The organism is Elusimicrobiota bacterium (assembly GCA_016706425.1).
GTDB lineage: Bacteria > Elusimicrobiota > Elusimicrobia > FEN-1173 > FEN-1173 > JADJJR01.
Map to the genome: position 1 here is coordinate 2,267,182 of JADJJR010000001.1, position 25,939 is coordinate 2,293,120.

The 25,939-nt window shown below is 63.2% G+C and carries 23 protein-coding genes; 4 read left to right on the forward strand and 19 right to left on the reverse strand.

Translation table 11 applies throughout. The annotated features are described in order from the left end of the window. Positions 1-164 precede the first annotated feature (164 nt). The 11 genes from IPI56_09310 to IPI56_09360 form a co-directional block, all read right to left on the reverse strand. On the reverse strand, positions 165-1,070 hold the full coding sequence (locus tag IPI56_09310; GenBank protein ID MBK7545922.1) for a YihY/virulence factor BrkB family protein: 906 nt from the start codon (positions 1,068-1,070) through the stop codon (positions 165-167). Beyond that, the gene (locus IPI56_09315; protein MBK7545923.1) at positions 1,067-2,245 is read right to left on the reverse strand and encodes a tyrosine--tRNA ligase; all 1,179 of its coding nucleotides are present in this window, start codon (positions 2,243-2,245) and stop codon (positions 1,067-1,069) included. Before IPI56_09315 ends, IPI56_09310 begins: the two co-directional genes overlap by 4 nt. Next, complete coding sequence (gene mnmA, locus IPI56_09320; GenBank protein MBK7545924.1) at positions 2,242-3,330, reverse strand: tRNA 2-thiouridine(34) synthase MnmA; 1,089 nt, start codon at positions 3,328-3,330, stop codon at positions 2,242-2,244. Before mnmA ends, IPI56_09315 begins: the two co-directional genes overlap by 4 nt. 14 nt (positions 3,331-3,344) lie before the next feature. After that, on the reverse strand, positions 3,345-3,698 hold the full coding sequence (locus IPI56_09325; protein MBK7545925.1) for an iron-sulfur cluster assembly scaffold protein: 354 nt from the start codon (positions 3,696-3,698) through the stop codon (positions 3,345-3,347). Beyond that, positions 3,698-4,924, reverse strand: a complete 1,227-nt coding sequence (nifS, locus tag IPI56_09330) for a cysteine desulfurase NifS (protein MBK7545926.1) — start codon at positions 4,922-4,924, stop codon at positions 3,698-3,700. The genes IPI56_09325 and nifS overlap by 1 nt, the downstream gene beginning before the upstream one ends. Positions 4,925-4,964: 40 nt before the next feature. Next, complete coding sequence (gene metH, locus IPI56_09335; GenBank protein MBK7545927.1) at positions 4,965-8,498, reverse strand: methionine synthase; 3,534 nt, start codon at positions 8,496-8,498, stop codon at positions 4,965-4,967. Positions 8,499-8,504: 6 nt separating this feature from the next. Then, positions 8,505-9,311, reverse strand: coding sequence for a PhzF family phenazine biosynthesis protein (locus tag IPI56_09340; protein MBK7545928.1), 807 nt, complete (start codon positions 9,309-9,311; stop codon positions 8,505-8,507). Positions 9,312-9,574: 263 nt separating this feature from the next. Further along, a complete protein-coding gene (locus IPI56_09345) occupies positions 9,575-12,286 on the reverse strand; it encodes a pyruvate, phosphate dikinase (GenBank protein ID MBK7545929.1) in 2,712 nt (903 codons plus the stop codon). Between the two features lie 158 nt (positions 12,287-12,444). Next, complete coding sequence (locus IPI56_09350; GenBank protein ID MBK7545930.1) at positions 12,445-13,914, reverse strand: hypothetical protein; 1,470 nt, start codon at positions 13,912-13,914, stop codon at positions 12,445-12,447. Then, the gene (locus IPI56_09355) at positions 13,904-14,443 is read right to left on the reverse strand and encodes a type II secretion system protein (protein MBK7545931.1); all 540 of its coding nucleotides are present in this window, start codon (positions 14,441-14,443) and stop codon (positions 13,904-13,906) included. The genes IPI56_09350 and IPI56_09355 overlap by 11 nt, the downstream gene beginning before the upstream one ends. Then, the gene (locus IPI56_09360) at positions 14,440-17,622 is read right to left on the reverse strand and encodes a carboxypeptidase regulatory-like domain-containing protein (GenBank protein ID MBK7545932.1); all 3,183 of its coding nucleotides are present in this window, start codon (positions 17,620-17,622) and stop codon (positions 14,440-14,442) included. The genes IPI56_09355 and IPI56_09360 overlap by 4 nt, the downstream gene beginning before the upstream one ends. A gap of 236 nt (positions 17,623-17,858) precedes the next feature. Here IPI56_09360 and IPI56_09365 point away from each other — a divergent pair, with 236 nt between their 5' ends. The 4 genes from IPI56_09365 to IPI56_09380 all read left to right on the forward strand — a co-directional run bounded on the left by IPI56_09365 (position 17,859) and on the right by IPI56_09380 (position 20,693). Beyond that, the gene (locus IPI56_09365; GenBank protein ID MBK7545933.1) at positions 17,859-18,434 is read left to right on the forward strand and encodes a sigma-70 family RNA polymerase sigma factor; all 576 of its coding nucleotides are present in this window, start codon (positions 17,859-17,861) and stop codon (positions 18,432-18,434) included. After that, complete coding sequence (locus IPI56_09370) at positions 18,431-18,682, forward strand: zf-HC2 domain-containing protein (protein MBK7545934.1); 252 nt, start codon at positions 18,431-18,433, stop codon at positions 18,680-18,682. Before IPI56_09365 ends, IPI56_09370 begins: the two co-directional genes overlap by 4 nt. Further along, positions 18,682-20,148 carry a glycosyltransferase gene (locus IPI56_09375; GenBank protein ID MBK7545935.1) on the forward strand — a complete coding sequence of 489 codons (1,467 nt, stop codon included), beginning with the start codon at positions 18,682-18,684 and terminating at the stop codon, positions 20,146-20,148. Before IPI56_09370 ends, IPI56_09375 begins: the two co-directional genes overlap by 1 nt. Positions 20,149-20,330: 182 nt before the next feature. Beyond that, a complete protein-coding gene (locus tag IPI56_09380) occupies positions 20,331-20,693 on the forward strand; it encodes an arsenate reductase (glutaredoxin) (GenBank protein MBK7545936.1) in 363 nt (120 codons plus the stop codon). On the opposite strand, the gene IPI56_09385 is transcribed toward IPI56_09380, so the two are convergent. The 8 genes from IPI56_09385 to atpG form a co-directional block, all read right to left on the reverse strand. Beyond that, positions 20,694-21,041, reverse strand: a complete 348-nt coding sequence (locus IPI56_09385) for a hypothetical protein (protein ID MBK7545937.1) — start codon at positions 21,039-21,041, stop codon at positions 20,694-20,696. A gap of 118 nt (positions 21,042-21,159) precedes the next feature. Continuing rightward, positions 21,160-21,504 (reverse strand): F0F1 ATP synthase subunit epsilon, encoded by a 345-nt coding sequence (gene atpC / locus IPI56_09390; GenBank protein MBK7545938.1) that lies wholly within the window; start codon positions 21,502-21,504, stop codon positions 21,160-21,162. Between the two features lie 102 nt (positions 21,505-21,606). Next, complete coding sequence (locus IPI56_09395; GenBank protein MBK7545939.1) at positions 21,607-22,332, reverse strand: hypothetical protein; 726 nt, start codon at positions 22,330-22,332, stop codon at positions 21,607-21,609. Between the two features lie 21 nt (positions 22,333-22,353). Continuing rightward, a complete protein-coding gene (atpD, locus tag IPI56_09400) occupies positions 22,354-23,775 on the reverse strand; it encodes a F0F1 ATP synthase subunit beta (GenBank protein ID MBK7545940.1) in 1,422 nt (473 codons plus the stop codon). 4 nt (positions 23,776-23,779) lie between these two features. Beyond that, on the reverse strand, positions 23,780-24,448 hold the full coding sequence (locus tag IPI56_09405) for a hypothetical protein (protein ID MBK7545941.1): 669 nt from the start codon (positions 24,446-24,448) through the stop codon (positions 23,780-23,782). 10 nt (positions 24,449-24,458) lie between these two features. Then, positions 24,459-24,842: a hypothetical protein gene (locus IPI56_09410; protein MBK7545942.1), complete on the reverse strand. Its 384-nt coding sequence runs from the start codon at positions 24,840-24,842 to the stop codon at positions 24,459-24,461. Further along, positions 24,811-25,044 (reverse strand): hypothetical protein, encoded by a 234-nt coding sequence (locus IPI56_09415; GenBank protein ID MBK7545943.1) that lies wholly within the window; start codon positions 25,042-25,044, stop codon positions 24,811-24,813. Before IPI56_09415 ends, IPI56_09410 begins: the two co-directional genes overlap by 32 nt. Continuing rightward, a complete protein-coding gene (gene atpG, locus IPI56_09420) occupies positions 25,041-25,934 on the reverse strand; it encodes an ATP synthase F1 subunit gamma (GenBank protein MBK7545944.1) in 894 nt (297 codons plus the stop codon). Before atpG ends, IPI56_09415 begins: the two co-directional genes overlap by 4 nt. Positions 25,935-25,939: the final 5 nt, after the last annotated feature.

Sequence of the window (25,939 nt, forward strand, 5' to 3'; positions counted from 1 at the left end):
GGTCCAAAAACCTCTCGCGGAATGGGGTTGGCGGGAGCGCTGGGGCGCGCGGGGCGCCGCGCTGTTGATCGGGTTTTTATCGGTGGAGGTGTTGTTCGCGGCGGCCTGGGTGGTGCGCGGGCTTCACCGCCCCCCGTCCTTCCTGCTGCACCCTTGGGCGGTTTTTATGGCCGGAGCGACGCTGGCGGCGGTGGAGTGGAAACGCCGGCGTTGTTCAAAAGCACATGCCGGTGGGCCCACGCCCAGGTGAATTCGGCGCCCAACAGGAATATTTGGTTGGTGAAGTAGATCCAAATCAGCACGACCATCACCGAGGCCGCGGCGCCGAAGATCGACCAAAACTTAACGCGGCTGAAATAGTAACCCAAAACGTAAATTCCCCCCGTCATCAACGCCGTTGTGACCAGGGCCCCCACGCCGACGTCCCGCCAGCGCAATTTCAAGGTCGGCAAAAACCGATAGACCATTCCCCAAAAAAGCATCATCAGCAGGAAGAAAATTGCCAGGTTCATGGCCCACCAAAAAGGGAAGCTCTCGAGGAGCGGAACCCAGGGGTCGAGCACGTTGCGCAACAGGCCGAGCCCCGCCATCATGACCGCGAAAACCAGAACGAAGAGCCCCGTGCCCATCACCATGCCGAAGGCGACCAGGCGGTTGAGCAACTCGCCGCCCACCCCGCGGCGTCCCGGGCATTCCCAAACGAGATTCAAGGCGCGCTGCAGGTGGTTGAACACGATCGACGCCACCCAGAAAAGAATCGCCACGCTGGCCAGGGTCGCGCCACCCCATTCCCGCTGCGCGGCGTCGAGCACCATTTTTTCGATGGGGCGCGCGATCTGGGCCCCGAGTAGTCCCTCAAGGGCGGGGGCCAATTGATTCACGGAGGCGATGGGGCCCAGCAACATACCGCCGAGAGCCAGGGCGATCAAAAACAAGGGGACGAGGGAGATGATGGTGTAATAGGCCAAACCGGCGGCGATCAGCGGACAATTGTCCTCACGCCAATGTTTCAGCGTCAACCCCACGAGCCGCAAAACCCAACGTCCCGGCGGGGCGACGGGGGCGGTCATTCCGGGGTGAGGATTTTGCGGAACTGCCGCTTGCCGACTTTCACCAAGAGCGGCGCGTGGACGACGATGTCGCGGTCGTCCGTCACCCGCTCGCCCGCGACCTCGACCGCCCCCTGCTGGATCAACCGGCGGGCCTCGTTCTTGGAAGGCGCCAAACCCGCCTCCGCCAGAAGGTCCGGCAGGCGGATCGGCGACCGGGTCGCGCGGTGGGTCGGGATGTCTTCGGGCGCCGAACGTTGGGAAAAGACGTTTTCAAAATGGGTCCGGGCGGCGGGCGCCGCCGCGGCGCCGTGGTAACGTTCGACCAGGAGCCCCGCCAATCGCTTCTTGGCTTCCATGGGGTGGAGCGCTTTCGCGGCGGCGAGGTCTTCCTCCGTCAAAAGCTCGTAAAACTTCCACATCATCGCGTCCGAAAGCGACATGACTTTACCGAACATCTCGTTGGCGGGTTCGTTCAAGGCGATGGCGTTGCCGTAGGATTTGGACATTTTCCGCACGCCGTCGGTGCCTTCCAGCAACGGCAACGTCATGACGATCTGCGGCGGCTGGCCGGCGTCTTTTTGCAGTTCCCGCCCCATCAACAGGTTGAACAGCTGGTCGGTTCCCCCGAGTTCCACGTCGGCCCGCACCGCCACCGAATCGTGGCCCTGCATCAGCGGGTAAAACAATTCGAGGAGGGAAATCGGGGTTTTGGCGGCCAAGCGTTTTTGAAAATCCTCCCGCTCCAAAAGTTGTTGAACCGTGTGCCTGGCCATGATCGACAGGAACCGTTTGGACGGGTCGGGGTCGGTGTTTGAAAAAAGAGGCAGGAGCCATTCGCTGTTCCACCGCACCTCGGTTTTTTTCTCGTCCAGTATTTTGAACACCTGGGCGAGATACGTGCGGGCGTTGGCTTTCACGGCGTCGGCATCGAGCGGAGGGCGTGTTTCGGATCGGCCCGAAGGGTCGCCGACCCGGGCGGTGGCGTCGCCGATGATGAAAACGATGTGATGCCCCGCCTGTTGGAATTGCCGGAGTTTCGTGAGCACGACCGTGTGCCCCAGATGGAGGTCCGGGGCCGTGGGATCGACGCCCAACTTGACACGGAGGGGACGTCCCGCCGCCAACCGTTCCTCCAGTTCCGCGCGCGAGAACACTTTCACGGTCCCGCGCAAGAGCAAAGACAGGTCGGTCATCGCGGGCCCCCGCTCTTCGTCCGTCCGATGGGCGTCGCCGCGGCGATGACGCCGCCGCCCAAAACCGTGTCCCCTTCGTAAAAAACGGCCGCCTGGCCCGGCGTCACGGCCCGCTGGGGCTCGACAAAACGCACGCGGGCGCCCCCGTTGACCGGGGTCACGACCGCCGGGGCGGCCCCGTGGCGGGAGCGAATCTGCACGTCCACCGTGACGGGCGCGGCCGGGGCCGCGCCCTCCGCCCAAAAAGCCTCGGCGATCGCGGCTTCCGGGGAGAGGGTGTCCGCGTCCTCCCCGACGAAAACCGTGTTGGTGGCGGGATCGAGGTCGACCACATAGACAGGCCGACCCAGGGCCACCCCCAACCCGCTGCGCTGGCCCCGGGTGTAGCGGGCCACGCCCTTGTGTCGGCCCACCTCGCGGCCGTCCAGGGTGCGGACCGGCCCTTCGGCCAGGGTCGGGCCGGCTTTGGCCTCGGCGGCGACGAAACCGCCGGCGTCGGCGTCGGGCACGAAACAAATCTCCATGCTTTCGTCCTTTTCGGCCACTTTCAAGCCCCAGCGCCGCGCGGCGTCGCGCACCTGATCCTTGGTCAGCTCCCCCACGGGGAACATCAACCGGGCCAGCTCGGCCTGACCGAGGTGGTAGAGCACGTAGGATTGGTCCTTGGGCAGATGGCGCGCGCGCCGCAGTCGACGATGGGATTTCCCATCGCGCACCAACGGGACGATCCGGGCGTAGTGGCCCGTGGCCACGGCGTCGGCCCCCAGGGCCAGGGCTTTTTTCAGCAGGGCGTCGAACTTCACGTGGCGGTTGCAGGCGATGCAGGGGTTCGGCGTGCGGCCGCTCACGTAATCGTCGACGAACGGGGCGATGATGTTTTTGCGGAACTCGCCGGAAAAATCCAGAACGTAGTGGGGCACGTCCAGGCGCGCGCAGACGGCGCGGGCGTCGTCGATGTCCCGGGTGGACCCGCAACAACCAAAACCGGTGGTTTTCTCCAAGAGCTTCAACGTCACGCCGATGACGCGGTGCCCGGCCTCTTTCAGGATCGCCGCCACGACCGACGAGTCGACCCCGCCCGACATGGCGACGACGACGTTCACCGGCCCTCCAGGGCGCTGTGGAGCGCCTGCTCGGCGAGCACCGAGCAATGCATCTTGATGGGCGGCAGTCCGCCCAGGGCGTCGGCCACGTTTTGGTTGGTGATCCGGCGCAGTTCCGCCGCGGTTTTGCCCAGGGCCAACTCCGTCAGCACGGAGGACGCCGCGATCGCCGCGCCGCAGCCGAACGTTTTAAAGCTGGCTTTCGCCACGCGGCCGTTGTCGAACTTGAGGTAGAGGCGCAGGATGTCCCCGCAGGTGGGGCTGCCGGCCTTGCCGACGGCGTCCGCGTCGGGCATTTCCCCCACGTTCCGGGGGTTTTGAAAATGGTCCATGACTTTTTGAGAATACATCAGCGTTTCCCCGCGCCTTTCAGGCGGTCCTCCCACAACGGCGAGAGCGCCCGCAGACGGGCCACCACCGCGGGGACGATCTCCAAGGCGGTGTCGACGTCGGCGTCGGTGTTGAAATGCCCGAGGGAAAAACGCACGCTTCCGTGGATGTGCTCCGGGGGCACGCCGATGGCCTTGAGCACGTGGGAGGGTTCCAGGAGCCCCGACGCGCAGGCGGAGCCGGTGGACACCTCGACACCGGGGGTGTCGGTGTTTTTGAGCGCGAACCCCGCCTGGTCGAGGGCCAACACCAAGGACTCCCCTTCCACGCACTCGAAAGTCAGGTTCGTGGTGTTGCCGAGACGCTCCGTGGGGTGCCCATTGACAAACACCGCGGGAACGCGGTCCAAGAGCCCTTTTTCCAGGCGGTCGCGAAGGGCACGCACCCGGGCCGACTCCCGGTCCAGTTCCGCCGCGGCCAAGGCGCAGGCCGCGCCCAACCCCACCGCCCCCGAAATGTTCTCGGTTCCCGCCCGGCGGTTTTTTTCGTGGGCCCCGCCGTGCAAGATCGCGTGCAGACGCACCCCGCGCCGCAGGTAAAGGGCGCCGATGCCCTTGGGCGCGTAAATTTTGTGCCCGGAAATGGACGCCATGTCCACGGGCTCTTTTTTAAGGTCGAGGCGGGTTTTGCCGGCGCTCTGCACGGCGTCCGTGTGGAACAGCACGCCCGCCTTGCGGCACACCTCGCCCAGGGCGCGCAGGGGTTGGACGGTGCCGATTTCGTTGTTGGAGGCCATGACGGTGACCAAAATCGTGTCCGGCGTGAGCGCCGCGGCCAGGGCGTCGGGGGACACGCGCCCGTGGAGGTCCACCGGCAGGCGCGTCACGATGAACCCGTGCTCTTTTTCCAAGTAATCCAATGTGTGGAGCACGGCGTGATGCTCGACGGCGGAAGTGACGATCCGGCGGCCTTTGTCGCGGTGCGCGAAGGCCGCGCCAATGATGGCCATGTTGTCCGACTCGGTGCCCGAGGAGGTGAAAACGATCTCCTCCGGGTCCGCGGCGCCCAAAAGGCCGGCCACCCGTTCCCGGGCCGTTTCCAGGGCCGCGCGCGCGCGCTGGCCGGTGGTGTGCAGGCTGGAGGGGTTGCCGAATTCCCCCCCGGGCGTCAAAAAGGGCCTCAACGCCTCCAGCACTTCGGGGCGCACCGGCGTCGTCGCGTTGTTATCGAAATAGATAAACGACATGGGGGTGTTATTTTACCATTTCCGTCGACGAGGGGCCGCGTCAGCCGCCCGGCGGCCCCAGGTCCCCGGAGCTCTGCGACGAACCCTCAACGGAGAAGTAGCGCGCTTCGGGGTGGTGGAAGACCAGGGCCGACACGGAGGCTTCCGGCTCCATCATGCAATTCTCGGTGAGTCGAACCCCGATGGATTCCGGAGTCAACAGACGGAACAGGGGACGCTGGTCCTCCAAATGGGGGCACGCGGGGTAGCCGAAACTCACCCGCAGGCCCCGGTATTTGGCCTGGAATTTTTCCGACAGGGAGAGTCCGGCCGGGTCGGGGAACCCCCACATGGCGCGAATCCGCTCGTGGAGAAGTTCGGCGAAGGCCTCGGCCGACTCGATGGCGATGGACTGAAGGGCGTGGGATTTGAGGTAATCCCCCTTTTCCCGCCATTCCCGGGACAGCTCCAGCACGCCGTCCCCGCAGGTGACCACAAACAGGGCGACGTAGTCGCGCCGGCCGGTCGCGGAGCTCCCGGCACCGGGGGCCGCAAAGCGGCTTATGCGGTCGCCCGCGGGGAGAACGAAATCGCTGAGGCAAAGGCCCTCCCCCCCGGTTTGGCGCGGGAAATCGAACGTCGCGGCGGCGTCCCGGTCGTCGGGCGAACCGTACAGGCGCAATCGGTTTCCCTCGGCGTCGGCGGCGAAAAAACGCCACACCGCGGCCGGGCGGATCAACCGGCGGGCCAGGATCTCGTCTTGAAGCGCCGTGACCTCCCGGTGCAATTTGACCGCTTTTTCCTCACCGGCGGCCAATTGCTTGGCCAATTGCCCGCGCAACCCCAAGTGTTTCCCGTAAAGCATGACGGGGTTGATGTAGCGGAAAATGTCCTCCACCGAAAAATCGGTCAGGTTGTGGGGTTTGAGGTCCGGGGGGGTCGGGGGGACGTAATGACGCGCCACGGTGGCGGGCGCGATCGGGGCCGATGACACCGCGGCGGCGCGCGCCCCCGCGCGCAGTTCCTCCTGGCGGGCCCGGACTTTGTTCAACAGGTCCGGCCGCCCGGCCGCGTCGACCAACCGGTTGGCAAGGTCGAGTCCCGTCATGGCGTCCTTGGCGTAGAGGACGGCCCCCGTGTAACCGGGAGCGATTTTGGTGGCGGTGAATTTTTCAGACAGCGCGGCGCCGCCCACCAGCAGGGGCAAATCGATGCCCGCGGCGGCCAGGTCTTCGGCGGTCGCGACCATCTGTTGGGCGGACTTGACCAAAAGCCCCGACAGCCCGACCATGTCGGGCCGGTGTTCGCGCACGGCGCGGACCAGGTCTTCGGGCGGGCATTTGATCCCCAAATCGACCACGCGGTACCCGTTGTTTTTGAGAATGATGTGCACGAGGTTTTTGCCGATGTCGTGCACGTCGCCTTTGACCGTGGCGAGCACGATGGTGCCCCGCGCCGCGCGGTCGGTCGCGCTCATGCGCGGTTCAAGATGGGCGACGGCGGCTTTCATCACCTCGGCGCTCTGCAGGACTTCCGCCACAATCATCTCGTTCTTGGCGAACAGGCCGCCGACCTCGTCCATCCCTTTCATGAGGGGGCCGTTCACGATGTCCAAGGGGGCCGCCCCCCCGGCGAGCAGGGCGTCGAGGTCTTCCAACAACCCCTCCTTGGACCCCTCGACAACGTTGCGCGGCAGGCGTTCCGCCGGCGTCCCGGCTTTGATCTTGGGCGCCGGGGGCCGCGCGGACTTGTTGCGGAAATAGGCCGCGAACGCGTCCACCGCGGCCTTGGACTCCGCCGGGGAAGCGAAGAGCAGACGGTCCGCCAGGGCCCGTTCCTCCGCCGGGATTGACGGGTAGCGCGCCAGCTTTTCCGAATTGACGATCGCGAAATCGAGGCCGGCCTCGACGTTGTGGTGGAGGAACACCGCGTTCAACACCTCGCGCCCGGCCTCGGGCAGTCCGAAAGACACGTTGCTGACCCCCAGGACGGTCTTGCACCGGGGAAATTCCTTTTTGATGAGCCGAAGTCCCTCGATGGTCTCCCGGGCGGACCCCACGTAATGGACGTCCCCCGTGGCGGCGGGAAAAACCAGGGGATCGAACACGAGGTCCTCGGGCTCAAGACCGTATTTCCCCGTCAGCAGGGCGTGGGCCCGTCGGGCCACGGCCAATTTGCGTTCCCGGGTCACGGCCATGCCCTGGGTCTTGTCCTCATCGATGCAGCCCACCACGACCGCCGCGCCGTAGGTCTTCAACAAAGGCACGACGCGCTCGAACCGCTCCTCCCCGTCTTCCAGATTGATGGAATTGATGACCGAGCGGCCGGGGCACTTTTTGAGGGCGAGCTCCATCACCGACGGGTCCGTGGAGTCGATCATGAGCGGCGTTTTGACTTTTCGCGTGAGGTGGTTCAAAAACGCGTCCATGTCCGCGGCTTCGTTGCGGTCGGGGTTGGCGAGACAGACGTCGATGATTTGGGCGCCCGACCGGGCCTGTTTGCGGCCGATCTCCGCGGCCTCCTCAATGGATCCCGCGACGATCATTTCCTTGAACTTGCGGCTCCCGATGACGTTGGTGCGCTCCCCCACGGGGACGGGACGCATGTCCTCGGTCAAGACAAAAGGGTCCAAGCCCGACAACGTGAACCGGGGCGCGCCGCGGCCGCGGCGCGGGGGTTTCCCCTCGGCCATTTGGGCCAGCCGGCGAATGTGGTCCGGGGTGGTGCCGCAACAGCCGCCGATGAGATTGACCCACCCCTTGTCCACAAAGCGCGCCATCTTTTGGGCGATGTCTTCGGGGGTTTCGTTGTAGCGGCCCTCTTCGTCGGGAAGCCCCGCGTTGGGGTAGCAGGACACGCCGAAGCGGCAAATGTCGGCCAAGGTGCGGATGTGATCCGCCATGAAATCGGGCCCGGTGGCGCAGTTGAGCCCCAGACTGAACAGATCCCGCTGTTGAAAAGAGTAATACAGGGCCTCGATGCCTTGCCCCGCCAGGGTCGTGCCCATGAGCTCCACCGTGGCCGAAACGCTCACAGGCACCCGGCGGCCGCACTCGGCCATGGCGCGGTCGAGACCAATCAAAGCGGCCTTGATATTAAGACTGTCCTGGGCCGTTTCCACGAGGAAGAGATCGACACCCCCGGCCAACAGGCCGCGCGCCTGGACGTGGAACGTCTCGACCAGCGCGTCGAAGGTGACCCCGCCGGTGACGAAAAGCGATTTGGTGGTGGGGCCCACCGAACCGGCGACAAACCGCGGCCGGGCGGGGGTGGCGTGTTTCCGGACGGCGGCGCGGGCCAACTCCGCGGACACGCGGCTGATGGTTTCGGCCTTGTCCTGAAGCCCGTATTCGGCCAACACCAACGGCGTGGAACCGAAGGAGTTGGTCTCGATGATGTCGGCCCCCGCGGCCAGGTAACTTTCGTGCACGGCCGTGATGGCCTCGGGTTTGGTGAGGACGAGGTGCTCGTTGCATCCCTCGTAGGCGGCCCCGCCGAAATCGGCCGCGGTGAGGTCCATTTTTTGAAGGGCGGTCCCGGTGGCGCCATCCAAAATAAGGATTTTCTCTTTGAGGATTTCTGACAAGGCGTTCATGACGGGTTATTTCGAGGACGCGGGGGCGTCCGGGACGTGAATGCGGCCCTCCAAGTAGAGCGCGGCGTGTCCGGCGACGCGAACACGGTCTCCCGCCACCTCGCAATACATTTCGGCGCCGCGCGGGGACAATTGCCGTACACGCAAACTCGTTTTTCCCAATTTTTTCGCCCAATAGGGCGCCAACACGCATTGGGCGGAACCCGTGGCCGGGTCCTCGGGGATCCCAAGCCGGGGCGCGAAAAACCGGCACACGTAGTCCGCCTGTTTCCCCGGGGCGGTGGCGATGACCCCCCGGGTCTCAATCCGCTTCAGCAACTCCAAGCGCGGGGTCAAATCGCGGACCTTCTCCTCCTCGGAAAAGACGGCGACATAATCCATGGCCCTGTAAACTTCGGTGGGGCGCGCCCACAAACCCTCGACCAGGTCGTCGGGGACCGACAGGGTTTCCGTCAGGGGAAAGGCCGGCAAATCCAGCACGGTCCACCCGCTGGACCGGTACACCGACAAAGGACCGCTCTGGGTCTGAAAAAAAACCTGGGGGCCGGCGACCCCCAACTTCTCCCACAACACATAGGCCGCCGCCATGGTGGCGTGCCCGCAAAGGGTCACCTCTCCCCCGGGGGCGAACCAACGCAATTGGTACCCCCCCTCGGCGGGGACGAAAAAAGCGGTTTCCGACAGGCTGTTTTCCGCCGCCACCCGGGCCAAGGTTTCGTCGGGCAACCATGCGGTCAACGGGCAGACGCCCGCCGGGTTGCCGCCGAACACGCGGTCGGTAAAGGCGTCCACAATGAAATAGGGCAATTCCAATCGCCGTCCGCCTTCCGGGCCGGTGATTCTCCCGAGGAATTGTGCTTCTTACTAACCCGTCCCTGATTTAGGCTACATTCTGGGAGCCCTATTTTGTCCGGGTTCAAGGCGCGACGAGGGCGCGATGCGGGCCATCGTAACCGAGGAGCAACGCAGAAGCCGAGCAAAAGGGGGCTCCCCCTTCGGGGCCGGGTTAGTAGATCATAGAAAATAAAACGGGGAGCGGGCCCTCGCCGGCGCCCGCCCCCCGTTTTTGGTAACCGTTATTTCGACGAGTAGCTTTTCCCGGACTTCGCCTCGATGACCGCCTGGGCCGCCGCGAGTCGCGCCACGGGGACGCGGAAGGGGCTGGCCGACACGTAATTGAGGCCGGCCCGGTAACAGAACTTGACCGAAGCCGCGTCGCCGCCGTGCTCGCCGCAAATGCCGCATTTGAGGTCCTTGCGGGTCTTGCGGCCGTCTTTGACGGCCATGTCCATCAGTTTCCCCACGCCCGTCTGGTCGAGGGTCGCGAAGGGATCGTCGGTGAAGATTTTCTTGTCCAGGTAGACCTTGGTGAACTTGCCCGCGTCATCGCGCGAGAAGCCGAGGGTCATCTGGGTCAGGTCGTTGGTGCCGAAGGAGAAGAATTCCGCTTCCGCGGCGATCTCGGACGCCGTCAGGGCGGCGCGCGGCACCTCGATCATGGTGCCGAGCAGGTATTTCACCTTCACGCCCTGGGCCTTTTGGACTTCCTCGGCCACGCGGCGGACGATGGCGGTCTGGTCCTTGAGCTCCTTGACGTTCCCGACCAAGGGGATCATGATCTCGGGCACCACCGTCACGCCCTCTTTTTTCAACTCGCAGGCGGCGAGCAGGATCGCCCGCACCTGCATTTCGGTGATCTCCGGGTAGGTGATGCCCAGGCGGCAACCGCGGTGCCCCAGCATGGGGTTGAACTCGTGGAGTTCCTGGGTCTTTTGAAGGATCTTGTCGGTCGGGATGCCGATTTTCTTGGACAGCTCCGTCGCGTCTTCCTTCGTCTTCGGCAAGAACTCATGCAGGGGCGGGTCCAGGGTGCGGATCGTCACGCCGTAGCCTTTCATCTCCTTGAGCAGGCCCTTGAAGTCGTCCTTCTGGAAGGGCAAGAGCTTGTCGAGGGCGACGCGGCGCTGTTCCTCGGTGTCCGCCAGGATCATCTCCTGCATGAAGGGCAAGCGCTCGGGGGCGAAGAACATGTGCTCGGTGCGGCAGAGGCCGATGCCTTCGGCGCCCAGGGCCCGGGCCATCACGGCGTCCCGGGGGATGTCCGCGTTGGCGCGGACGTTGATCTTCCGGTAAACGTCGGCCCATTTCATGACGGTCTCAAAGGTTCCGTAGAGGGGGGCGTCCTTCCTGTCCAACTCGCCGCGCAGGACGCGCACGACTTCCGAGGGCAGGGTGGGCACCTGGCCGGTGATGACATCGCCGGTGAACCCGTCGATCGACAGATAGTCCCCTTCCTTGACGCGGGTGCCGTTCACGGCCAGGACGCCGGCGTCCAGGTCGATCTTCAACACACCGCAACCCACCACGCAGGGCTTGCCCATGCCGCGGGCAACGACCGCCGCGTGGCTGGTGCGGCCGCCGATGGCGGTCAAAATGCCTTCCGCGACGACCATGCCTTCGATGTCGTCGGGGTTCGTTTCGGGGCGGACCAAAACCACGGGGCCCTGCTTGGACATGGTCACGGCCTTTTCGGAGGTGAAGGCCACGCGGCCGGTGGCGGCGCCGGGACCGGCGTCGATGCCCTTCGCGAGGAACCGTCCCCCCTTCACGGCGGCGGCCTTCTCCTTGTTGTCGAACACGGGGGCCAACAACTGGGCCAACTGGTCGGGTTCGATGCGCAGGAGCGCCTCTTCCTTGGAAATCAACTTCTCGTTCACCATTTCCACGGCGACGCGGACGGCGGCGATGCCGGTCCGCTTGCCGTTGCGGGTCTGGAGCATGAACAACTGGCCCTTTTCGATGGTGAATTCAAAGTCCTGCATGTCGCGGTAATGCTTCTCGAGCTTCGAGGTGATGTCCCGCAGTTGCTTGTACACTTTGGGCATGTCGTTCTCGAGTTCTTTGATGGGCTTGGGGGTCCGGATGCCGGCCACCACGTCTTCGCCCTGGGCGTTGGTGAGGTATTCGCCGAAGAATTCCTTCACGCCGGAGGAGGGGTTGCGGGTGAAGCCCACGCCGGTGCCCGAGTCGTTGCCCATGTTGCCGAACACCATGGCCTGGACGTTGACGGCGGTGCCGATGTCGTCGGAGATCTTGTTCAGGCGGCGGTAGGTGATGGCGCGGGGGTTGTTCCAGCTGCGGAAGACGGCGTTCCGGGCGTCCTCCAACTGCCGCCAGGGGTCCTGGGGAAAATCCTTGCCGGTTTCGCGTTTGACCAGCTTCTTCAAGAGGTCCACGACGTTCTTGAGGTCGCCCACGCCGAGCTCCGTGTCCAGGTGGACGCCCTTTTTGTGCTTGACGGATTCCAGTTCCTTTTCAAATTCGCCCTTTTCGATTTCCATGACCACGTTGCCGAACATGGAGATGAAGCGGCGGTAGGCGTCCCAGGCGAAACGCTCGTTGCCGGTCTTCGCGGCCAAGCCGAGCACGGCCTCGTCGTTCAAGCCGAGGTTGAGGATCGTGTCCATCATGCCGGGCATGGAGAACTTGGCGCCGGAGCGGACGGAGACCAGGATGGGGTTGCTGTTGTCGCCGAACTTTTTCCCGAGGCTCTTTTCGAGCTTGGCCATGGCTTCTTTTTGTTGGGCGGCGAGCTCTTTGGGCAATTTTTTTCCGTTGGCGTAGTAATAACGGCATGTGTCCGTGGTGATGGTGTAACCCGGGGGCACCGGAACACCCGCTTTGGACATGCCGGCCAAACCGGCCCCTTTGCCGCCCAATAGATCTTTTTGCGTGCCGTTGCCTTCGGCTTTGCCGTTGCCAAAGAAATAAACGAATTTAGTGGCCATAAGAACGAAACTCCTTAAAAGAAATGCGAATTTGAGATACGAGAACGCGAGAGAGACAGCGAGGACCGGCTTGGGTGACAAACCCCGGGGGGACCCCCCGGCGCGTTTCGAGCCTATATTAGCAAAGGACGGGGGGGAGGGTCAACGGCCCGCGGGGGTCAAGGGGAGTTCCAGAGGTTGCCCAAGACCTCCCGGTACGACTTTCGACGCAGAGGGGCGTAAAGGATTTTGAGCTTGCTTTGGACAATGGGGTCCAGCCAAATGCGGAATTGTCTGCCGGCGTTAAAATCGGTCTTCATCCGTTGAACATAGACAACGCCCAGAAGTCCAAAATCCCGGTTGATATCCAAAAACACTCGTCCTTGATCAACGTGAAGCAACCCGCGAAAACCCACCCGGGGCACCGTAAACAATCCGCTGGCGCCGTGAACAGCGGACATGGAGGCCGCGTTGGGCCCTCCTGGAGCAAACACATCCCCGGCCCCCCACCCCGTCCCCGTCCAGGTTCCGGGAACAACCGCGTATTCCATCTCCGCGTGAACGGGGATGGAAGATTGAATGTCGTAAAACAGGCCGTTCGCGATGGTTTGATCCGTTTTGACATTGAGGTGGTTGTCCCCCCCTCCCGCGCTGGTCAGGATGAGCGCTTCAATTTCCAGAAAAACCTTGTGGTTGTTCGCGTCCCCGTAGTAATTGTCGCAGGTCACGGCGGTGTCGTTTTCAATGTAAATGACAGTGGAGGAATTCCGAATTTCATACTTGTTGCCGGGGGCGGGTGCGCTCACAAACTTTATCCCCCGATTGCCCCCCGCGTTGTTGCTCCCGCAGGTAAAATAGCCCGACCCCACGGGGTCGGCCAACGCCGGGGTCGCCCCGTCCCGCATGGTGACCCAACCGTTCGTGGCCTGGGCCACGGGAACGGAAGATCTCTTTGCCCTGCTCCGGTAGTAATCCAAGTCCAGAACCGGCGGCGTGACCACTTTTTTGTCATAGGCCCAATATTCGTTGCCGTCCGTGTTGACGGCGTCGGCCACCATGTCCCGACGCCGAATGCCTTTTCGGGAATACTTGCGGGGGTGCCGGGGCATGGGTTTGTTGGCGGGGTCATTGAGATCGTCGAAGCTCTTGATCGCCCCCCAATGAACCTCCGGAAAATTGTCGGAAGATCCGCTGAAATCCTTTTTCATAATCAGCGCCTCGGAAAAATCCCGGGTGTAAACCCCCGCCAGTTCCCGGGTAAAATCGGGGTTCTTGACCGACTGCACGCGGCACCGAACGGTGACTTCCCCCCCGCCGGGGCCGGAGGCGAATCGAATTTTATAGCGGTAATCGGGGTCGAGGTCCGTCCACTCCCGGTCAAAATCGTAATCGGGGACGGGGATCGTCGTTGTGGACGCTTGGAACCAGAGGACGTCCGATTCCCCCAACTTCCAAGCGCCGCGGTCAAGGCCGGCTTCGGCGACGGCCAAGCCTTCTTCCCGGTGGACCCGGCGGACGGAGGACCGCACGTCCTCCCGGGTCAGACGGACGAGCGCCGGAAAAACGATCATGAGCACCACGAGCAAAAGGACCGCCGGGATCAAAACCGACCCCCGGCCTTTCCCCGACCGCGTGGGTTTAGGCGTCATTGAGAATCCGGACCCGCTCGCTGACCACGTGGTAAATGCGTTGATCCCCGAACATGCGCATCACCTGTTTTTGAAAACAAAGATTGACCCCCATGGAGGAGTCGTCCATGGTGTCGTAAAACGTGAACGCCACGTAACGCAGATTGCGCGTGAACCGGCGTCCGCCGGCGGAGTTCACGCTGTCGCTGCCCCACAGTTCGTTGCCCTGCTGCCAAAAATCCACGACGTTGCCGGACCGTGTTTTGAACTGGATCCACGTGCAGGGGGGCTGGTCGGGCTTGGCCCGCACCACCACCGTCGTCGACACCGCCTGGCGCAGGCGCGAAAGGATCGCCTCGGACACATCGCGGGAATCCCGCTGGAGTTCCAAGCGGGCCATGCTGATGTTCAAAAACCGGGTTGTGTTCATGATGAGGGGCGGCACAATGCCGAACAACACCGCGATCACCGCCGCGGTCACGATGACTTCAATGTACGTGAACCCCGGGGCCGGGTGAAAACGACGGAAGGCGCCGCGGCGCATCGTCACCAGGCCAGATCGGGGAAATTCGATCCGTTGTTCCCCGAGTTGATGTATTGGTCCAGGGCCTGCCGCTGGCTGATGCCGGCGGTTTCGTCGTTGTAAAACCCGAACAGGTTGTAGGTGCCCTTGCGCACGTCGAACGAATAGGTCCCCACCGCGTTGGACGACGTCATGTAATACCGCCCGGCCCCGCTCCGGAAGAGCGCGTCGAGGTTCGAGATCGCCGCCGTGGAGGCCAAGATCGTGGTCGTGGAAGTCAGGATCACCAGCACGCCGGTTTCGATGTTTTGCCCCCCCCGCGTCACACGCCCGTCGCGTTTGCCGAAAGCGTTCGAGAGGGTGATCGTCCCGACGTAAATGGTCGAACCCGCCGAGGCGAGGTTGGCCGGGGCCAGGCTCAAAGGCGGCGCCACCTCCGGCGTGGCGACTTCCTCAAACTCCGGGACCGCCCGCACCCGGTACATGCCCGTGGACACGTAGAGGCGGAAATACCCGGAGCCGTTCGTTAGGGCGGTGGACCGCTCGTCCCCGGCGGCCGCGCTAAAGGCGCTCACCGACACGTCGGGGACCGGCGCGTTGGTGTCGGCATCCAAAACATGGCCGTCGATGTAACCCACGTAGTGGAGGCGGGTGGCGATTTGGTAGCCGATCCCGTTGAACCAGTTTTTCCAGGTGAAGGTGGAGTCCTTATAACTGAAGGTGTTGGAGTCGTACCATTTGTAAAGCGGCGGCAAGGGATACCCCGTCAGCAAATTCAGTCCCGCGGACCCCAGGGCCGGCTCGTAGCCCACGGCGGCGGGATTATTGACATCCAGGGAAGAGGGCCGGGTCGGGGGGTTCGCGACGTGGAGCGTAAACGCCCCGCTGACCCGGGTTTCCGTCGAGGCCAGGACCGCCGCCGCCATGAGGCGGATGGGAATGGAGGAGTGTGGAATGCTGAACACATCCCGAATTTCCCCGAAACTGTAGACGACGTCCGTTTCGCCCCGCAAAAGCCCGGAGGGCACAATCGCCGCGGAGCCGTGGAAGCTTCCCGGCGTCACGTTGAGGATCGCCTGGGTCGATGCCACGTACCCGTAAAATGGATTGGGGAAGTGCCGGGCGTAGAGGCCCCAGGCCCACGTTCCGTCCTCGATCCGCGACACGCTTAGGGACGCCCTCCCCGGGCGGCAGTTTTGATGCCGCGTAACGGTAAAATCCTCACAGAACATATTGGTGAAGGGGGGCTCCTGCCCGCTCCAAGGACCGGTGCTCATCCAATGAGGGGTGCCGCTGGCCCCGTTCCAACCGCTGTCGGGACGGGAAATCCCATCTTCCACCCAGGTGCGAACGAAGTTGTGTCGGTGCCACGGCGTTTTGTGCCAATTGCCGTCGCCGGGATTCACGGTGGTCGCCGCGTACCGTCCCGAAACGACGTGCGTGCTGTAGGTCGGCCACAGGCTGTTGCGCGGGGCAAAGCGCAGGTAATTGGGACCGGCCGCGGCCTCGGTGGTGAATTTCACGAAATCGCGCTCGTTGTTGTCGCTGTCGTAGGCCGGGCCCACGTCCCGCATTTCCATCCAGCTCGCCGTGCTGGCGATGCGGATCCATTGTTCGCCATCGTCCAACCCCTTGGGATCCCGCAGGCCGGTGGCGATGTCGTTGTCCACCAAAAGCAACCCTTCCCTTTCCCTTCTGTTGGCGTCGGAATGTCCCATCCAAGCGTACATGGGGGGGTCCGGGTTGCCAGCGTCTCTGCCCCCGAACCAACCCACACTGTCCAAATAACCTCGATACACCCAGTTGAAGGTGACCGGGTCATAACCGTAAAATTTATAGGCGAGGCGCAAATAGCCGCCGCCGCCGTTGTAGAACCCGTTGTTCCGCAACGGCACTCCCACTTGGGCCGTGGTGATCAAATCCGGGTTTGGAAGGCCCAGCTTACCGTAGGGATCAAAACGGCCGAAAATTTTAAAGACATAGTTGTTAGAAAAATCCCACCACACGTAAGACGTTGTGGGCACGTTAACACCGTATTTCCAAACCGCGTCGGCCAAGATGGTCGGGCTACCGGCTAAATTGATCGTGCGCGTGTTGGCGAAAAGGTAGTACCCCCCCGGGGGTATCGTGTTGTTGAAGTGGTCCACACTGATTGTTTGGTAATAGGGCGCAAAGCTCGAATTCAACAAGTTTCCCGACCAGGCCGCGAGCGGAAACGAGGCGTGTTGAATGTAATATTGCAGGCTCAGATCGTCCTTCACGTTCCAGGTCCAGGTGGTGGGATTGAAGATCTCGACCCATTCCTGATCGAAAGTCGGGTCCACGAAACTGACGGAACTCCCGCACACTCGACTGATGACGGGGGCGGAGTTAAACCAGAAGGTGGCGTTGGCTCTCGACACCACATCCACCGCGTTCAATTCAAAATCCGGGGCCTGTTTCGGGGAATCGTCATTGTCGATAGCCACCGATTTGCGCGCGCCGAAATACAACCAGTCCGGGGTGCGCGTGTCCACGGCGCGCAGGGTGTAGGTTCCGGGCGAGACGTTAAAAGTAAAGCGACCGGAGGCGTCGGTCACGGTGGCGTCGGTGTGGCCGGACTCCACAACCTCAACGGAAATTTGGTCCAAAAGCGCGCCCGAAGTGGATTTGACCAGCCCCCAGAGGACGCAGTTGTTCTGCAACCGAACCGCGTTCTCCTTTAACCCCACGACCTGTATTTTCTTCCAGCCGTTGGCGGATTGCCAGGCCACGTGAACGTTGATCCGTTTAAGCCCCGTGTCCTGATAATACGGGGTGGACAACAAGTCCGACCCCTCCGCAATGTCATCCAGCAGGTCGATGAGATTGGGCCCCGTGGGGTCTTTCTTCACCTTTTGGATCGATAACATCCGGAAGTACCGGACACCGCCGACGTTGATCATTTCCGGCGCCCCCAAAATGGAGTCGTACTGGATGCCCGTTTGGGCGTGGGTCACCCGGGTGGCATCGTTCCAGGGGCGCAGGCGATAATAGGGGTATCGTTGAAGGGCTTCGAGTTTTTCGCGGGCCAGGGTGGTCGCCACCTGCTTCGTGCGGCTTTGGTAAATGGTGGTCCCGATCCGGGTGAAGTATTTCATGGCGGCGGTGGTCACCACGGCGATGATGGCGCTCGCAATGACGACCTCGGTCAACGTCAAACCACGGGTTCTGTTTTCCTTCCGCATAAAAACTCCCTCACCCGATCTCGGCCGGCTCTCTCAATCTTATCACCGACTCGGCGCTTTCGCAATCCATTTCATCCTCGAGAAAAGTTCCACCCGGCCTGTCTCCGACCCTACATAAACAACACATGCGATGATTCAGCCACGAAAAGCTTCGTTCTAAGCCCCTTAAACGCGGAATTTGCCCGTCGGCGCGGGAATTGTTATCCTCTCAAACATTCCCATGGGAAACATCCGCCTTGCCCGACGCGCGCGCTGAATTCAAAGAAAAAGCCCTGCCTTTGCTGGACGAGCTTTACGGCGTCGCTCTGCGCATGGCCCGCAACCCCCAATCCGCCGAAGATCTCGTCGCCGAAACCTACGCCCGGGCGTGGAAAAACCTCGACCGGTTCCAAGCGGGGACCAACATCCGCGCCTGGTTGTACCGCATCATGACCAACGCCTTCATCAACGAATTCCGGAAAAAGCGCCGCGAACCGGAAAAAGTGTCCATGGACGCCTACGATCGGGTGGACGATTTCCATTTTTTCCACAAGATCGCCTCCGAGGCGTCCCGCGCCCCGGACCCCGTGAAAGACGTGGTCGCCCGCCTGACGAACGAGGATTTTCAAAAAGCGTTGGACGCCCTTCCCGAGGAGTACCGCGCCGCCGTGCTTCTCTACGATCTTCAAGGCTTGTCCTACGATGAAACGGCCCAGGCCCTGGAGGTGCCCGTGGGCACGGTCCGATCCCGCCTGGCCCGGGGCCGCCGCCGAATGCAAGAAAGCCTGTTTCGGCACGCCCGGGACGCCGGTCTGGTGGAGGTGCCCTCGTGACCCCGAACGACCCCATGTCCGCCCCCTGTTGCCAGGAAATTTTGGACCGCCTGCACGATTACCTTAACCGCCGGGATTTGTCCGTCGCCGACCGAGAGACGGTCCGCCGTCATTTGACCGACTGCCCCCCCTGCGGCGATCTCGCGGCCTTTGAAAACGCCTTGCTCGACCGGCTGCGCCAAAGCGCCCCCTGCTCCTGCCCGGAAAAACTGCGCGCGCGGGTTCGGGCCCTTCTCGACCTTTCGTGATGCCGTCCCTGATCCTCGGCGCGTACCTGGCCGTCCTGGCCCTCTTGTCCCTCTACGGCCTGCACCGGTATTGGATTTTGTTCCTTTACTGGCGCCACTACAAACGCGCCCCCCGCCTCGCCCCGCCGCCGACGCCGGCGGACTGGCCGCGGGTGACGGTGCAACTGCCGGTGTACAACGAGTACTACGTGGTCGAACGGCTTTTGGACGCGGTGACCGCTCTCGATTACCCCCGCGAGCGGTTGGACATCCAGCTTTTGGACGATTCCACCGATGAGAGCCGAACCCTGGCGGCCGCGCTGGTCGAAAAAAAGCGCGCCGCGGGCCACAACGTCCGCCTCGTTCAACGGGACAACCGGCGGGGGTTCAAGGCCGGCGCCCTGGACAACGGCCTCGCGCTCAGCGACGCGGAATATGTCGCCATTTTTGACGCCGATTTCCTCCCCCCGGCGGATTTCCTCATGAAAACCATTCCGTGGTTCGGCGACCCCCGGATCGGCATGGTGCAGACCCGCTGGGGCCACATCAACGCCGACCATTCCCTCCTGACGCGTCTGCAGGCCCTCTTTCTGGACGGGCACTTTGTTTTGGAACACACCGCCCGCAACCGCTCGGGGGCCTTCTTCAACTTCAACGGCACCGCCGGGGTGTGGCGGCGGCGCGCCATCGACGAAGCCGGCGGCTGGAACGCCGACACCCTCACGGAAGACCTCGACCTGTCCTACCGGGCGCAACTCAAGGGTTGGCGTTTCTTGTTTTTGCCCGAAATCCTCTGCCCCGCCGAACTGCCCGTGGACATCGGCGCTTTCCGCGACCAGCAACACCGCTGGACCAAGGGGGCCCTGCAGGTGGCGAAAAAAGTGTTGCCCACCCTATGGCGCAGTCCGTTGCCCTGGTTCGTCAAGCTGGAAAGCCTTGTGCATTTGACGGCCAATTTGGCCTACCTGCTGGCGATTTTGTTTGCCGCTCTTTTGTTTCCCAGCCTGTTGGCACGGCGGGCCCTCGGCTGGCCCCTCTGGGCCACGGCGATCGAGGCCGTGGCCTTCGGCCTCACCGCCTTTTCCATCGCCCTGTTCTACGGCGTCGCCCACCGGGAGGCCTTCCCCGACCGCTCCCGGCCTTTGCGCTGGCGTGATTTGCCCACCCTGATGGCCTTTGGGGTCGGGATGGGCCTCAACAACAGCCGGGCCGTTTTGGAGGCCCTGTTCAACGTGTCCACCGAATTCAAGCGCACGGCGAAGCTCAACATTCAACGGAACGGGGAAAGTTGGTTCCACAAACGCTACCGCACCCGGGGAAGCGGCCGGGGCGCTCTGGAATTGCTGGCGGCGGGATATTTTTTGGCGGTCCTGCTTTGGATCGCCTCAACGGGGTATTGGTGGCCCGCCCCCTACGTCACGGTGTTCGTCCTGGGGTTCGGCCACGTGGGTTTTTTAAGCCTCCGGCATCGATTCCGCGGGGCTTGAATATGGTAAAATGAGGAAAGAACGGGGAACTTTTTAACGCGCGGGACGTTAGAATCGTTAGCGGTTTCACGTACGAGGAGGCCACATGTTCGGTCCTGGCTGCGGTTGCTAATTGCCCCGGGGAATGAAAGGATTCTTTCATTCCCCGGTTTTTTTTGACTGATACAATCCCGGAGGGCGCGATGGGCCAAGATTGGACGTTGTATTACAATCCCGGTTGCGGAACCTGCTTGAGGGTGCGGGATCGGTTGGCGTCATTTGGCGTGAACCCCCGGGTGGTTGAATATTTAAAAACCCCGCCAACCCCGGAAACCATCGATCGCCTGTTAAAAAAAATGGGCGCGGGACCGGCGGTCATCACGCGCTTTCAAGAACCCTATTGGCAGGAAAAAGGATTGAATCCGGAAACATTGGATCGGAAGGATTGGATCAAGATCCTTTCGGAAAACCCCTTCTTAATTCAACGCCCCATCGTCGAAACCCCCCGCCGCGCCCTGGTGGCGCGCCCCGCGGAGGAAATCGACACCCTCTTTAGTCCGCAATAGCTAGACCGCCGGGGAGCGGGACGGACCGCCCTCGACCGCGGCCATCTCCCGCACCACGCTCAGGCCCCGCAACAACACGTCCGACAGACACCGCCTCTCTTCCGGGGAAATCAAGACGACCGGGGTGCGCAGTGTCTCGGGCCGCGCCATCCACTCCCGCAAAAACGACGCCACCGCCGCCACGCGTCCTTCCAAATCCAAAACCACCACATCGGGACTCCAAGCGAGCGCCTCGCCCGGTGCCGTCGCCAAATTGCTCGTGACGCGCACGTCAAAACCCTCCGCCGACCAGGGATCCCCGGCCGCGTCAAAGGAATGCGTTCGTACCACAAAGGCTTTTTTTCTCATCGTCGGCTCCGATGAGAAAAGTGTAATCAACCCGCCTTGGGTTTTGATTAAGAAAATGTAAATTTGTTGTAAAGGAAGGGTTTTGGAAAAGGTCCGGAGGACCCGGGGAGAAGGGGCCTCAGTCTTGCGGGGAGGACGGCGCCCCCCGTTTGCCCCCGCGACGGGCGGCCAATTCGGTGGCCCGCAATCGCGCCAAGGCCCTTTCCAGGGCGGCCAGGGCCTGGAGGTCCATTTTATCCGCGGGGGTCGCCTTAAGAGCCGCCCGGGCCTTCATTTCGGCCTGGCGGGCGCGCTCGGCGTCGATTTCTTCGGCGTGTTCCGCCGTTTCCACGAACACCGCCACCCGCCCCTGATTCACCTCGATGAACCCGCCGGACACGGAAAAGATCACCGGTTCCCCGCCGGCGCGCAGCACCACCGCGCCCGGCTTGAGTTGCGCCAGGAGGGGGCGTGTCCGGGCCACACGCCCAATTGACCCTCGTGGGCCGGAACCACCAGGGATTCCACGTCCCCCTCCCAAACGGGCTTGTCCGGGGTGATGACGCTGACGGCGATGCGCTTCACGTTATTGACCGGCGCGGCCCTTTTGCATTTCCTTCAAATTCTCCTGGTGTTTTTTCAATTCGGCTTCCATCTGTTTTTGGAGATCCGGCGGCATCATGCCCTGGCCCTCCAAACGCGGCGTTCCCTCGATGGTCCCCCCGGGCTGTCCCAGTTTTTCCCAGGGGGTGGACCGGGCGCGCGCGGCCAGGCTGGCCAGGACGCCGATCAACAGGAAAAGGCCCAGAAGCGTGGACCACACCGTCCAGGCCACCCGCGGCTTGATGCCGTGGATTTCAACGGAGATCACCACCAGAAGGTAGGCGGTCAACACCAGGACCACCACGTGGAGGAAGGGCACCACGCCCAGGACCGCGCGCAGGACTTCCAGCGGGGTCAACAACGCCACGGCGCGAAGGGCCACGCCGTAACGGTGGGGCGACCCCATCACGTGCCAAAGGAAAAACAGGACCGCGGAAATGATCAGCAGGCCCGCCAGGCCCACGAGGGGCCCCACAAAAAGCCACACGAATTTTCCCGTCAGCCCCAGGGGCAAAAGTCGCGGTTGAACGAAGCTCAAGAGCACCGTCAAAACGATCGACAACACCTGCCAAACGATCGCGTAGACCACCACCGGGCCCCAGGAACTCGTCCGGTCCATCCGCCGGAACAACTCCCGGGGCGTCCGGAACAGGCCAACGAGGTTGCCGAGGTAATGCGCGCCGCTGAAACCGCCCATTTCGCCGATCATAAGAGCTCCTTTTGCGCCGGTTTACGCCAGCGTTTTGGCTTTTTCCACCGCTTCGTCGATGCCGCCCACCATATAGAAAGCCTGTTCCGGCAGGTGGTCCCACTTGCCGTCCACCAGCTCGCGGAACCCGCGGATGGTGTCTTTAAGCGCCACGTACCGGCCCGGCACCCCCGTGAACTGCTCCGCCACGTGGAAGGGCTGGGACAGGAACCGCTGAATCTTGCGGGCCCGGGCCACCAACAGTTTATCATCCTCGGAGAGCTCGTCGATGCCCAAAATGGCGATGATGTCCTGGAGATCCCGGTAGCGCTGGAGGACCCGTTGAACGGCCCGGGCCGTGGCGTAGTGGTCTTCGCCGACGATCTTGGGGTCCAGAATGCGGCTCGTGGAATCGAGAGGATCCACCGCGGGGTAAATGCCCAACTCGGCGATTTGCCGCGACAACACGGTCGTCGCGTCCAGGTGGGCGAAAGCCGTCGCCGGCGCCGGGTCCGTGAGGTCGTCGGCGGGCACGTAGATCGCCTGCACGCTGGTGACGGAGCCCTTTTTCGTCGATGTGATCCGCTCCTGCAGTTCGCCCATTTCGGTGGAAAGCGTGGGCTGGTAGCCCACGGCCGAGGGCATGCGGCCCAACAACGCCGACACCTCGGACCCCGCCTGGGTGAACCGGAAAATATTGTCGATGAAGAGCAACACGTCCTGACCCGCGCGGTCGCGGAAATACTCGGCTTGGGTGAGGGCGGTGAGGGCGACGCGCAGGCGGGACCCCGGCGGCTCGTTCATTTGACCGTAAACCAGAACGGCCTTGGACAACACGGAATTCCCGTCCTGCAGTTTGGACTGCTGCATTTCGAGCCAGAGGTCGTTGCCTTCGCGGGTGCGTTCGCCCACGCCGCCGAACACCGACACGCCGCCGTGCTGCTTGGCCACGTTGTTGATGAGCTCCATGATGACGACGGTCTTGCCCACGCCGGCGCCGCCGAAGAGGCCCACTTTGCCGCCCTTCATGTAGGGCTCCAGCAGATCGATGACCTTTATGCCGGTTTCAAAGATTTGGGGCGTCGTTTCCTGATCGGTGAAAGACGGCGGCGGTCGGTGGATCGGGAAAAACTCCTTGGCGGCGATGGCCCCGCGGTAGTCCTTGGGCTCGCCCAACACGTCCATCAGGCGCCCGAGGCAGGCGGGACCCACCGGCACTTGGATGGGGGCGCCCGTGTCTTCCGCCGGGGCTCCGCGCTGGAGGCCGTCCGTGGGCCCCAACGTCAACAGACGCACCGTGTTGTCGCCCAAATGTTGCGCGACTTCGGCGGTGAGGGGCTTGCCGTCCTTGTCGCCCGTCTTGATTTTGACCGCGTTGTGGATCGCCGGCAGCGCCCCCGCGGGAAATTCCGCGTCGACCACCGGTCCGATCACCTGCACCACTTTTCCGACGTTCATGACGATCTCCCTATTGGAAATGATACCGGGCGGACACGCCCCAGACCCGTTCGAAACCGAAATGCGCTTCCGTCGACACCGACCAGGACGTCCCGGGCGACCAGGCGCCGCCGACGAACCCGCCGGTGTCCGTGGATTCCCGGAAACTCACGTGGCCGGGGCCCGTGTCGAAACGCAGGGCGGCCTTCGAGTACACCGCGCCGCCGTACAACGAAAAATCCCGGGGCAACGGCCAGCCGACGCCGCCCGTCAGATACATGTCCCCCCGGTGCAGGGTGTCGCCGTTGGATTCACGCCCGACCTGGTAATCCCCCGTGAAAGAGATCCCCACCCGCACGGGGCCGAGGGGTTCCGGCGGCGACCAGAGAAACCCGCTGCCGACGGACCAGACGTCCGGATCGAAATTGCTGTTGCTGAGGGACAGCCGGCCCGTGGCGGGGGCGCCCCGCAAAACCCATTCAAACCCCTGGCCCAACCCCCGGGCGTATTGAATCACGAGCCGGTGGGAGGAGAGCTCCGCCTCGCCGCCGCTGTTGTCCTGTTCAAAATCCCGGTCGCCCGATTCGTAGAAAAACTCCAAGGACGAACCGCTCGTCTCGCCCCGACGGCCCGGGTCGCCGAACCAGGCGGCCTGGGCGGACCCGGCGATCAACAACAAAAATCCCACTGTTTTTTTCATCGCAGTCTCCTCACGCGAACGAAACGGTTTCCCGCCGGTCGTCGAACGTCACTTTGAATTTGTCAAACACGCCCTTGCGCCCCAACAGGTTGAACGCCCCGCCCAGGGCCGCGCAAAACCCCACCTCGGCGGTCACCGCCCGGCGGCCGAGGCGCAACCGCAGGGTTTTGAGATAAATCGGAATGCGGCGGTCCCCCGCCGAAACGATGTAAAACTTTTTGCACCCGCGCAAATTGATCCCGAGGCGCCGGGCCTCGTAGGTGTGAAGCACCGTCAAGCTGGCGCCGGAATCGACGTACACCCACAAATTGTGCCACCGGCCCCGTCCCCAGAACTCCACGGGGATGACCGGGGCCTTGGCGTCACGAAAAACGGAATAGTCGAAACGGATCAATCGTCCCGCCCGCTTTTCCCACCGACGGCACCCGCACCAGGGACGGACCCTTGCAGCCCGCCGCCCGCGCCCGGCGCTCGACGGCTTCCGGCCGGTCGCCCACGGCGACCACGCGGCCTTCGTCCACCGCCACGCACCGTCCACCGTAGAGGTCGATGAGCGTGCCGAAATTCTTTTGGATCCACCGATCGTTTTTTTTCACGCGAGGGCCTCCGCGCCGCCCACAAGCTCCGAGATCTCCTTGGTGATCGCCGCCTGACGGATTTTATTGGCCGTGAGCGTCAAACCGGCGATCAATTCCCGCGCGTTCTTCGAGGCGTTCTCCATGGCCGTCATGCGGGCGCCCATTTCGGAAGCGTAGGACTCCAGCAACGCGCGGAATATTTGCCCCTTAAGATACCGTGGGAAGAGACCTTCCAACAACTGTTGCTCGGCCGGCTCGTAAATGAACGGCGGTTCCCACCGCTTCGCCGCCGGTCGCCCGGGCGGTGTCAAGGGCAGAAGGGGCACGGTGACGACCTGTTGCTGTATGGCGGATTTGAACTCGGTGTAAATGGCCGTGACGTCCGCCGCGCCCGCCGCGCCGAAAAAGTGAATGAGGTCCTGGCCGATGACCTCCGCCTGGGCGTAGGTGAGTTGGTTGAAAATGCCGACGTACTCGTTCTTCACCGCGGCCCCGGCCCGCCGGAAAAAATCCCGCCCTTTGCGTCCCACAACGTACAGGACCACTTTGCGGTCGGCGTTCTCTTTGAGGAATTCCAAGGCCTTCTTGACGAGGTTCGTGTTGAAGGCGCCGCAGAGGCCCCGATCGGCGGTGATCAACAAAAGGCCCCGCGGCCCGTCCGCTTTTCCCCTCAGAAGGGGGTGGTCGAGCTCTTCGGCCGTCAGCACGCCGTCTTGGTTCACGTCAAAAACCTGCCAAAGGATGTCCGCCAGGAGCCCGCGCATTTTGTCGGCGAAGGGCCGGGCGCCCAGGATACGGCTCTGGGCCCTCCGAAGACGCGCCGCGGCCACCATTTTCATGGCCTTGGTGATCTGTTGCGTCGACTTGACGCTTTTGACCTTGCGGCGGAGTTCCCGGAGGGAGGCCATGGGTT